Raw genomic sequence first — 10,788 nt, forward strand, 5'->3', positions numbered from 1 at the left:
AGTTTTGTTTTTACAATCCTCCCCAAAGTTTTGGTAATAAACTATTAATAACTTATTCCTTGTCGAATGTAATTAACTTTCCTATATAAAAAAGATGAGGGCATTTGCCGTCATCTTTTTTTGCTTTAATTTTTATTCTTTATATTCATTATAAAAATAATTTCACTATTCAACTCACGCATTGTAATAGTAAATTTATTTTATCGCATTAAATAAAGTTTCTCAACATATTTTTAAACTTGTTTTAGATAAATTTAAAAAAGCCATAGATTTTACTCTATGACTTTTCCTTACTTATTTAACTTCTTTTAAGTCCGTTACTCTTTGTAAATTTCCTTTTATTGAATCGCTATCCATCAATGTTCTAAAGATTTTTTCGCTATCAATATTTATAACTTTTCTAACAACTTCTTTATCTTTGTTTCTATAATTACGATTTTCACTTCTATTTATTATAAAAGTTTTTTCTCCGTCTTTATCCTTGTACTTAACTACAAATTCAATACTTTCAGATCTACCTGCTATAACAACTTTTTTTGCTCCGTTTATGTTAATATCTGTTGTTAAAGTTCTTAAATCCAATTCAACGAAGTCTTTAACTTTTTTTACATCTACATTTACATTTGTTCTGTTATCCTCTCTATAAATTGAATTATTTCCTTCAATAGTCAATTTTTCGATTTCATCAGCAATATAATTTAATTTCTTTATTGTTGTATTTGGAATTTCAATTTTTTCATAATTTACATCTTTTATTGTAAATTCTTCAAATCTATTAAGTGAATTTTCAAATTCTCTTGTATTAAATAAATGTCTATCGTATGCACTAAAAGTCAATTCGTTTTTAAGCAAAGTTTTATCAACATCATCTTTACTATAATTAAAAGTTCTCATAAGTTCAATAGGATTTTTAACTTCTAAAACTATTTTAGTTTTATCTTCATTAACATACTCTCTATCCAAGAAATAACTAATTCTATTGTAGATTACTGCATTTTCAACTTCTCTTTTAACTATATCAAATCTATCTCTTTCTTCAAATGGCATTCGTCTTGTTATAATATCAACTTTATTTTCATTTTTTTCGTCAATTTTTGCCTCATTATCAAAATATTTATCCTTATAAGTAACGGTTATACGATTAAAGTTATCCTCACTTTTTTTGATTTCAACTTTATGGCCTCTATATTTACTAAGGTCTATATATTTTATTTCTTTTTCAGTTTTTAGTATTTCTTTAATTTTATAAGTGGTATTTTTCATAACTTCTCTGTCAATTCCACTTTGAATTTCAGCTAACATATAGTATGAGCCGGTAAATCCGACAACGATTAAACAAGCTGATGCTATTGCCAATACTTTTAGCTTAAAATTTTTACCTTTCATTTTCGTCCTCCTTTGTTTTACTTCCATAAACTCTTGAGTACATAAATTTTGTCTTTATCCAGTTATTATAATTCAAAACCATTCTATATATAGCTATTGAATAGTATTTAATTACAATACACATCATCATAAAAAGTCCTATTGCAAGCATTATCGGGAATATTATCCACAAAAAGCTAAGTGATAGTGATGATAGTGCTGTTAATGTTATTGGAGTTAAGAAGATTGCAACGCCAACACCTGTAACTGTAATTACAACAAAGAAAAACCAAATTCCACCTAACAATATAAGTAGCATTGCAAAAATAAGTGAAATTATCATAAGGAAAAACATTCCCTTTGAAAATATAGATATCAGAATCAGGTTTATTATCGCAAGCCAAAATGAAAAAGAAAATCCTATTTCTAAAATATCAAGCGTTCCTTTAAGTGCAAGAAATAAATAGAACATTATAAACAAAATATTTATACTTGTTAAAAATCGACCTTGTTTTGTATCAAAGCCTTTATTTGTTCTAACCAAAAATGACATTGAAATTGTAAAAATTCCAAGCATTATTGTTAAGCCAACAGAAAATCTCAATCCCAACATAATTTGAAAAACTGAAAATATTGCAAAAAACATAAATGCAAATATTCCATATTTTTCAAAAAACTTATCGGCTTTGTTTTCTAAAATTCCCATACTTCCATTTTGACTTGAAAGACCATTTTCAAACCAGTTGTCAAACTTCCTACTAAGACCTGAAAATATTCCGTCTTTTTTTACAACTTCTCTATCTTCCATTTTAAGCTCTTGAACAATTTTTTTAGGAGAGCCTAATTCCAAAATAATTTCAGATTCAGTCTTGCCGTCCAATTTACCATTTAAGAAATATTCTTCATAATCTCTTAAAATATCCAAACTTTCTTCCTCTGAATAAGATTTTAAAAGATAGTCCTTTAATACATCTAAATATTCAATTTTATTCATTACTTTCACCTCTTTTCAAAATATTATCCATTCCTATTTTTAAAGTTTCCCAAGCCTCCAGTTGCTTTTCGTAATGCTCTATACCGGAAACAGTAATTCTGTAATACTTCCTCGCAGGTCCTTCATTCGACTCAACGATATAAGTTTCAAAAAAACCCTCTTTGCTAAGACGTCTAAGGATTGGATAGATTGTTCCTTCGCTTACTTCGATAGATTTTGAAATGTTTTGTACGATTTCATAACCGTACATATCTTTGTCCCTTAAAAAACTCAAGACACAAAGGTCTAACAAACCCTTTTTAATTTGCGTATCCATTTTTACCTCCTTTTTTGATTTATATAAATGTTGATTATTTTTTCTAGCTCTAACTTTATTTAACTTTAGATATTTATGACTGACATTGTAGAATAGTTCATGCTCCCATTTCATCAAAACCTCTTTTTTATAACTCTAATAAAGTAGGCTTCGATGAAATTTAATTAAATCTACATTGTAGCTTTGTGGCTAAAGATAAGTAATAACCCATGCACCTATTATATCGAAACCTCTTTTTTATAACTTTAATAAAGTAGGTTTCGATGAAATAATCTTAAAGTTGATACTCAACTTTAAGATTATTATAGCACACTACTATTTATAACACAATACCTTTTATAATATTTTTTTAAATTTTAATTTTTTCTTTGTAAATTTATACATTTAAACTTTTGTTGATTTTCTTTCTCACGTTATGATATAATAAATATAGAGTTATAAAATAACGTTATTCTAATTTAATAATATTAAATACATAAATTTTATATTGGAGGTATTATATGAAACTTTTTTTTGAGTATCCAAACTGTACTACTTGTAAAAGAGCTAAGAAATTTTTAAAGGAGCACGAAATTGATTTTAAAGAAATCAATCTTAAGGAAGAAACTCCTACTAAGGCTCAACTTGAACTTGTTCAAGGCTATATGGGAATGAAAAGACTTTTTAATACAAGTGGTAAAACTTACAGAGATTTGAATTTGAAAGAAAATTTCAGTTCGCTTTCTGTTGAAGATGCCATTGAAATGCTGGTTAATGATGGCTCACTTATCAAAAGACCTATCTTAATCGACGAAGAAAATGAAGTTTTTCTTATCGGATTCAAGGAAAACGAATGGCAAATTTTATTAAAAAAATAATCAATAAAGGAGATAAAAATGGAGCAACAATATTCATTAGTTGAAATTTATCCGTCCTACGATAGTGATGAATTTCAAAACGATTTTAAAAAAATAGATACTTTACTTTTAGATTTTGAAAAATTAAATTTAGAAGATAATATCGAATGTGTTAAAAAAGTTATAAAAATCTTGGAAGAAGTTAATACTACAATTTATAGAGTCTTTTCATTTATTGAACTTAATCAAGCAATTAACACAACAGATGAAAAAACTACTTATTATAGCAATAATTTAAGCGCAAAGCTTTCAAATTATGCAAAAACTTTTACAAAAATGGATAATTTTTTAGGTGGAATTACTGTTGATATTACAAAAGACGATTATTTAAAAGAATATGAATATTTCTTTAAAACTAAAAAAGATGCTTTAAAACATATCTTACCTGAAGATATTGAAGAAGTTATCGCAAAGATGAAACTTTCAAGCTCAAATGCTTGGGAATTTATGTTTAACTTTTTAACTTCAAAGGCGTCTATTGAATTTAATGGAGAAGAAAAAACTTTAAGTGAAATTAGAAACTTGGCTTATTCTCCGGACGCAAATGTTAGAAAAGAGGCTTTTTATAAGGAATTGAAACTTTATGACAGCATAAAAGATTCAATCGCCTTTTCACTTAACAATATAAAACAAGAAGTAAATACCACTTCAAAGATGAGAGGTTTTGAATCTGCTCTTGAAGAATCTCTACACAACGCAAGATTAAAAGAAGAAACTTTAAAGGCTCTTTGGTCAAGTATTGAAGATTATCTTCCACATTTTAGAAGATTTTTCAAACATAAAGCAAAACTTTTAGGCTATGAAGGCGGATTAAAATTCTATGACTTGTTTGCAAGTATCGGAGAAAGCGACAGAACTTTCACAGTTGAAGAAGCTCAAGAATTCTTATTGAAACATTTTGCAACTTTTTCAGATGATATGGTAAAAATGGTTAAAGGAGCTTTTGACAACAATTATGTTGACTACTTCCCTAAAAAAGGAAAAGTTGGTGGAGCTTTTTGTAGCAATCTTCCATTTATAAAGCAATCCAGAGTAATGATGAATTTTGACGGTAGTCTTTCTTCAGTTTTAACTCTTGCTCACGAATTAGGACATGCTTATCATGGACTTCATGTTGAAAATCATTTACCATTAAATTGGGATTATTCAATGCCAGTTGCTGAAACTGCATCAATTTTCAACGAAAACTTGATTATGTCTGCATCACTTAAAGAGGCAAATGAAAAAGAAAAAATAACTTTAATGGAATCACAAATTTCTGACTGTGCGCAAATTACAGTTGATATTTATTCAAGATTTTTATTTGAAAAAGAAGTTTTTGAAAGAAAACTTGACCACTTTATGATGAGTGAAGAACTTGAAGAAATTATGAGAAATGCACAAAAACAAACTTATGGCGACGGACTTGACGAAGAAACTTACCACCCATTTATGTGGGCTTGTAAACCTCATTACTACTCAGCAGGTTTCTCATATTACAACTATCCATACTCATTTGGTGGACTTTTCTCAAGAGGACTTTATGCAATTTACAGAGAAAATCCAAATGGATTTGTAGAAAAATATCAAGAGCTTTTAAGAGCAACAACAATCAACACTTGTGAAGACGTTGCAAAAGTTATGGATATCGACTTAACTAAAAAAGATTTCTGGTTAAAATCATTAGAAAGCATAAAAGTTCAAATCGACGAATTTATAGAATTAACAAGTAAATAATAAACGACTAGCATTTTAAAAGGACAGCTCACAGGCTGTCCTTTTGTTTGCATTGAATATTACATTTTTTTAGTTTTCTCTTATTCCATTTGGAATTATAATTTCTTTTAACAATTTTTCTTCCTCTTTAATTCTAATATACATTACAAAAATATAAAAAGGAGAAATTACAATAGCTGTATATAACGCATGACAAAGTAAAGCAAGCCCTGTTAATTCAGGTAAAATATTTAAAAAATAGTTCGGATGCTTTACATTCCTAAAAAGCCAATGGTCAACAAATTTATGATTATTTAAAATCATAAGTTTAACTGTCCAAATATCCTTTAACAATCTTGTAACCGTATAAAGCATAAATATTGAAAAGACTATTAAACACAAGCCAAGCAAACTGATTTTATCAAAGTTTGGTTTCCTAATAATCGCCTCAATAAGACAGAATAAATAAAATAATATATGTAAGATAGTAATTCTCTTAGAATTTTCTACTCCATACTCTCTTCCACCGTCTTTAATTATTTTTTTCTCGTTTTTAATTGAAATTTTAAGAAAAAATAATCTAATAATAAAAACTGCTACAACAATAGCATAAATCATATAACTCATATTACCCCCAAATAATTGTTATATAATATTCAATGCAATTAAGAATATTTGAACATATCTCCACTTTGATAAATTTAAATGGTAAATATGATGAAATAAATATTCTTTTACACGAGAATCGTAAACTCATATTTATTTGAACATATCTCCATTTTGATAAATTTAAAAAGGTAAATATGATGAAATAAATATTCTTTTACACGAGAATCGTAAATTCATATTTATTTTAACATAAAATTGAACTTTTTACCATAATTTCAATATCTTTTTTTCGTAAAAAAAATAGAGCCCCAAAGGCTCCTATTGGCTCTATTTTTTCAATCTATTTTCTTTTTGCAATTCCAGGTGTAGTCATTGAGAACACGTCTAGGATATTGTCGATTTCTTCTTCAGTCATAATTTTTTCTGAGATTAAAACTGCTTTTACAGGTAAGTTTTGTTCAATAGCTTTATGAATAACTTCAACAGATTTTTCGTAACCGATATGTGGTGCGAATGCTGTTACTATTCCGTAGCTATTGTGTACCATATTTTTAGTTCTTTCTGCATTTGCAGTAATTCCTAAGATACAGTTGTGAACGAATGTACTTGCTGCTCTTCCGATTGTTTCTACTGATTCAAATAAGTTGTAGAAAATAACCGGTTCAAATGCGTTAAGTTCAAGTTGTCCTGCTTCTGCTGCCATTGTAACTGCAACGTCATTTCCAACACAGTTGAAAGCTACTTGTGATACAACTTCAGGGATTACCGGGTTTACTTTACCGGGCATAATTGAGCTACCTGCTTGTCTTGCAGGTAAGTTGATTTCTGCAAATCCGCAAGTTGGACCAGATGACATAAGTCTTAGGTCGTTTGCAATTTTTGACATACTGATTGCACAGCTCTTAACAAGCCCTGAAACGTGAACGAAAACGTCAATATTTTGTGTTCCGTCAATTAAGTCATCTGCTTGTACTAATTCCAAGTCTGTAACTTGTGCAAGATTTTTTACGATTTTATCCATATAGCTAACATCTGCATTAAGTCCTGTTCCGATTGCAGTTGCTCCCATATTTACAGTTCTTAAAACTCTACAAGCTGTTCTGAACAATTTAATATTTCTTGAGATAACTGTTGAATATGCTCTAAATTCTTGTCCAAGTCTAATAGGAATAGCATCTTGCATTTGTGTTCTTCCCATTTTAATAACATCGTCAAATTCTTTTGCTTTAAAAACTAAAGCCTTTTCTAATTCATATAAACTGTCGATAGTTTCTTCTAAAAGTCTGATAAGTGCAATTTTACCACTTGTTGGGTAAACGTCATTTGTAGATTGTCCCATATTTACATCATCATTTGGGTGAATAATTGAGTAATCTCCAAGTTTTCCACCTAAATGCTCGATAGCGATATTTGCAATTACTTCATTTGCATTCATATTGTGGCTTGTTCCTGCTCCCCCTTGAATCGGGTCAACGATGAATTGATCTAAATATCTTCCCCAAATAATTTCATCACAAGCATAAACTATTGCATCTTTCTTTTCTTCACTTAAAACTCCTGCCTCAAAGTTTGTAATAGCACAAGCTTTTTTAATTTCTGCAACAGATTTAATCATTTCAGGATTTGTTTTTCTTCTTGTAATCTTAAAATTTTCTGTCGCTCTTTGAGTATGAATTCCGTAATAAGCATTTTCTGGAATTAAACATTCCCCAATACAATCGTGTTCAACTCTATATCCTTGTTTTGCTTCCATAATTATCTCCTTTTATCTATATAAATTTAAAATTTAAACCATTTTCTTAGGGTCAACAATTTTATCAAATTCTGACTCTGTTAAATAACCGAAGTGTAAAACTGCCTCTTTCAAAGTGATATTTTCCTTAAAAGCATATTTTGCACATTGACTGGCTTTGTCATATCCAATATATGGATTAAGTGAAGTTACAAGCATTAAAGATTCACTCAAATACTTGTCAACAACTTCTTTATTTACCTTTATACCCTTTACACAGTTTTTAACGAATGAATCCATTGCATCTGCAAGTAAATTTACAGATTCAACAAAACTATGAATTATAATCGGCATATAAACATTAAGCTCAAAATTTCCTTGAGATGCACTAAAACTGATAGTCGTATCATTTCCTAAAACTCTGGCACAAACCATTGTAAGAGCCTCTATTTGAGTTGGATTTACCTTACCCGGCATAATTGAACTGCCCGGTTCATTTGCAGGGATTTCAATTTCAGAAAAACCGCAACGAGGTCCACAAGCCAAAAATCTTATATCATTTCCAATCTTGATTAAGTCCATTGCAAGCGCTTTAATTGCTCCATGAGAAACAACAACAGCGTCTTTCATAGTAAGTGAATGGAAGAAATTTTCAGCAGGTTTGAATTCTTTTCCTGTAATTTTAGAAACATATTTTGCAACAATGTTTTTGAAATTTTCTTTTGTATTTATTCCGGTACCAACGGCAGTTGCTCCAAGTGAAATTTCTAAAAGACCTTTTCTTGTAAATTCAATATATTCTAAACATTTTTCAATAGAATGTCTATAACCGCTAAATTCTTGAGAAATTTTTATAGGCACAGCATCTTGTAAATGTGTTCTACCAATTTTTATAATATCACTATTAGCCTCTTCAAAAACCTTAAAAGCCGAAATCAAATTTTTCATTGACGGAATAAGTTTTCTATCTATAACATCTAAACAAGCGATATGTAAAGCAGTTGGAAAAGTATCGTTTGAACTTTGAGATTTATTTACATCATCATTAGGGTGAATTAAAGTTTTTCCCACCTTTTGATTTGCAAAATTTGCAATAACCTCGTTCAAATTCATATTAGTTTGAGTACCACTTCCTGTTTGAAAAATAACAAGAGGAAAATGTTCATCTAAATTCCCGGCAAAAATTTCTCTAACTGCATCTTCTATTGCAGAAAATTTTTCTTTGTTCAAGTCGCCAAGCTCGTAATTTGCCATAGCACAAGCATATTTAACAGTTGCCATAGCTCTTATAACCTCTGTCGGCATTTTGTAATTTCCAATTTTGAAATTTTCAAAACTTCTTTGCGTAGTAGCCCCCCAAAATTTTTCGCTATCTACTTTTATCTCTCCGATAGAGTCTTTATAAATCTTATAACCCATTAAAAACCCTCCTACAAATTTTATTTTTAATCATACACACATATTATAACATAAAATTTTCAAAAAAACTTATTTTTATTTAGTAATTAATAAAATAACAATTTTTTATCATAATGCACAACTGTTTCATATTTGTTTGATTTTAAATTAAAATTAAACCACAAAAAAGACTATGCATTTAAACACAGTCCAATTTAATTTATTTTCTTTTTAAAATAGGCGAAATTCTTTTATACAACAATGCTGTTACAATTGATGTAACAAATGTTTTAACTAGATTAAAAGGTAAAATTGAAAATATCATTAATGTAAAATAACTCTTTACAAGTGGATTTATCTTTGCAACCATTCCAACAAAAGCATTTAAATCAATCTTTAAAAGCTTTGCATAAAGTGGAAATATAACAAAATAATTGCTCAAAGTTGCAACTAAAGACATTGAAATACTACCAATTAAAAGTCCTAGTAACGCTGATTTTTTGCCTTTATGTTTTTTGTAAATAAAAGCTGTTGTTAAAACGAAAGTTGATGAAACTATCAAGTTTGAAAGTTCTCCAACATAAAAAGTTTTTGTTCCGTTAATTACAATATTTAACAAAATTTTTATACACACAATCAAAAATCCTGCTAAAGGTCCCATAGCAAAGCCTCCAATTAATGCAGGTAACTCTGCTATATCCATTTCCATAAATGTAGGTGCAAAAGGTAATGGAACTTTAATAAACATCAAAAGTACACTTATTGATGCCAGAATTGAAATTTTTGTAATTTCTGAAATACCAAATTTTTTCTTATTCATAATAACCTCCTAAATTTTAGCATAAAAAAAACGCCTATCTTTAGGGCGTACAAAATTCTTCTCTCATCCAGACTTTAACTGTCGGTATTGGAATTTCACCAATTCAGCATAATGCTCGCAGACTTTACTGCCGGTGAGGAAACGACCCTCGCCCTGAAGACAAAACGAGTATAGCACAAATAATAAATATTGTCAAGATAAGGATTTTAATTTTGAAAATATTGGCTAAATTTATAAATTATAGTAAATTTTAATAAGACTTTTTAATGAATAATAATTATTCATTAAAATTGTTTATATATTGATAAAATATTTGCAAAAAAATTTTTTGTGATATATAATTTAGATGTATAATAATATTTTGAAGGAGGTAGCATTAGAATGAAAATGCTTAAAAAAATCTTTGCATTTATACTTTTGCTTTCAATTGTATTTAGTTCTATTGGTATAAATACTTTTGCAAAAGATACAAGTGCTTTAACCGAAGTTGAATATTCATATATTCCTTCTACTACTGAGGATGGAAAGAGAACTTTTACACTTAAGGGTTCCGATTTGGAAGAAGAAGACATTAAGGCTAAAGTAGTACTTAAAGGAAGTACAGAACGTTTAACAGATGTTGAGAATTCAATTACTTTTTCTGAAGAAACAAAAGAAATTTCAAGTAGAAAAATAGTTACTTTAACTTTTCCAAAAAATGAAAAAGAAAGTAAAACTTATGTAGTTTCTTTTAGTGTTAGAGGAAGTGAAGAATCATTTGTAGAGGAATTTAAAAAAGAAGTAAAAATTAGAAAGAGTTCATCAAGTGGTGGGGGAGTTGTTGTGCCACCTGTTACACCACCTGTAAATCCAGAACAACCTAATCCTGTTGAAGAAAATGCAATTGTAAATATAACTGCAGATATTGAAAACTTACCAACAGAAGGTGGAGAAGTTAATTTAACAGTATTTACTAAAAGAATT

Annotated in this window: 9 protein-coding genes, 1 pseudogene and 1 riboswitch; of the genes and pseudogenes, 3 read left to right on the forward strand and 7 right to left on the reverse strand. The window is 28.7% G+C overall.

The genetic code is table 11. From position 1 onward, the window contains the following. Positions 1-294 precede the first annotated feature (294 nt). Genes IBJ83_RS04520 through IBJ83_RS04530 form a run of 3 tightly spaced genes read right to left on the reverse strand, consistent with a single transcriptional unit; the run spans position 295 to position 2,675 of the window. Positions 295-1,386 carry a hypothetical protein gene (locus IBJ83_RS04520; RefSeq protein WP_201275550.1) on the reverse strand — a complete coding sequence of 364 codons (1,092 nt, stop codon included), beginning with the start codon at positions 1,384-1,386 and terminating at the stop codon, positions 295-297. Further along, a complete protein-coding gene (locus tag IBJ83_RS04525) occupies positions 1,376-2,359 on the reverse strand; it encodes a DUF1700 domain-containing protein (protein ID WP_201275551.1) in 984 nt (327 codons plus the stop codon). The genes IBJ83_RS04520 and IBJ83_RS04525 overlap by 11 nt, the downstream gene beginning before the upstream one ends. Then, entirely contained in the window at positions 2,352-2,675 is a 324-nt protein-coding gene (locus IBJ83_RS04530; protein WP_068474993.1) for a PadR family transcriptional regulator, read from the reverse strand. Before IBJ83_RS04530 ends, IBJ83_RS04525 begins: the two co-directional genes overlap by 8 nt. Positions 2,676-3,175: 500 nt before the next feature. Here IBJ83_RS04530 and IBJ83_RS04535 point away from each other — a divergent pair, with 500 nt between their 5' ends. Both IBJ83_RS04535 and IBJ83_RS04540 read left to right on the forward strand, forming a co-directional pair. After that, entirely contained in the window at positions 3,176-3,532 is a 357-nt protein-coding gene (locus IBJ83_RS04535) for a Spx/MgsR family RNA polymerase-binding regulatory protein (protein WP_201275552.1), read from the forward strand. An 18-nt stretch (positions 3,533-3,550) separates the two neighbouring features. Then, entirely contained in the window at positions 3,551-5,287 is a 1,737-nt protein-coding gene (locus IBJ83_RS04540; RefSeq protein WP_068474987.1) for a M3 family oligoendopeptidase, read from the forward strand. A gap of 69 nt (positions 5,288-5,356) precedes the next feature. On the opposite strand, the gene IBJ83_RS04545 is transcribed toward IBJ83_RS04540, so the two are convergent. The 4 genes from IBJ83_RS04545 to IBJ83_RS04560 form a co-directional block, all read right to left on the reverse strand. Next, positions 5,357-5,893, reverse strand: coding sequence for an isoprenylcysteine carboxyl methyltransferase family protein (locus IBJ83_RS04545; RefSeq protein WP_068474985.1), 537 nt, complete (start codon positions 5,891-5,893; stop codon positions 5,357-5,359). A gap of 322 nt (positions 5,894-6,215) precedes the next feature. After that, positions 6,216-7,628: an aspartate ammonia-lyase gene (locus IBJ83_RS04550; RefSeq protein ID WP_068474983.1), complete on the reverse strand. Its 1,413-nt coding sequence runs from the start codon at positions 7,626-7,628 to the stop codon at positions 6,216-6,218. Positions 7,629-7,661: 33 nt separating this feature from the next. After that, positions 7,662-9,026 (reverse strand): class II fumarate hydratase, encoded by a 1,365-nt coding sequence (fumC, locus tag IBJ83_RS04555; protein WP_068474980.1) that lies wholly within the window; start codon positions 9,024-9,026, stop codon positions 7,662-7,664. A gap of 199 nt (positions 9,027-9,225) precedes the next feature. Next, positions 9,226-9,825, reverse strand: a complete 600-nt coding sequence (locus IBJ83_RS04560; RefSeq protein ID WP_068474977.1) for an ECF transporter S component — start codon at positions 9,823-9,825, stop codon at positions 9,226-9,228. A gap of 51 nt (positions 9,826-9,876) precedes the next feature. Then, a riboswitch (FMN riboswitch) is annotated at positions 9,877-9,990 on the reverse strand. Between the two features lie 216 nt (positions 9,991-10,206). Between IBJ83_RS04560 and IBJ83_RS04565 the strand changes: the two are divergent. Then, positions 10,207-10,788: pseudogene (locus IBJ83_RS04565) on the forward strand (N-acetylmuramoyl-L-alanine amidase family protein); the annotation flags it as partial.

It is taken from the genome of Parvimonas parva, assembly GCF_016552165.1.
GTDB lineage: Bacteria > Bacillota > Clostridia > Tissierellales > Peptoniphilaceae > Parvimonas > Parvimonas parva.

Coding starts and splice junctions, on each gene's coding strand:
- IBJ83_RS04520 (WP_201275550.1), bottom strand. CDS start 1,386: ATGAAAGGTAAAAATTTTAAGCTAAAAGTATTGGCAATAGCATCAGCT.
- IBJ83_RS04525 (WP_201275551.1), bottom strand. CDS start 2,359: ATGAATAAAATTGAATATTTAGATGTATTAAAGGACTATCTTTTAAAA.
- IBJ83_RS04530 (WP_068474993.1), bottom strand. CDS start 2,675: ATGGATACGCAAATTAAAAAGGGTTTGTTAGACCTTTGTGTCTTGAGT.
- IBJ83_RS04535 (WP_201275552.1), top strand. CDS start 3,176: ATGAAACTTTTTTTTGAGTATCCAAACTGTACTACTTGTAAAAGAGCT.
- IBJ83_RS04540 (WP_068474987.1), top strand. CDS start 3,551: ATGGAGCAACAATATTCATTAGTTGAAATTTATCCGTCCTACGATAGT.
- IBJ83_RS04545 (WP_068474985.1), bottom strand. CDS start 5,893: ATGAGTTATATGATTTATGCTATTGTTGTAGCAGTTTTTATTATTAGA.
- IBJ83_RS04550 (WP_068474983.1), bottom strand. CDS start 7,628: ATGGAAGCAAAACAAGGATATAGAGTTGAACACGATTGTATTGGGGAA.
- fumC (WP_068474980.1), bottom strand. CDS start 9,026: ATGGGTTATAAGATTTATAAAGACTCTATCGGAGAGATAAAAGTAGAT.
- IBJ83_RS04560 (WP_068474977.1), bottom strand. CDS start 9,825: ATGAATAAGAAAAAATTTGGTATTTCAGAAATTACAAAAATTTCAATT.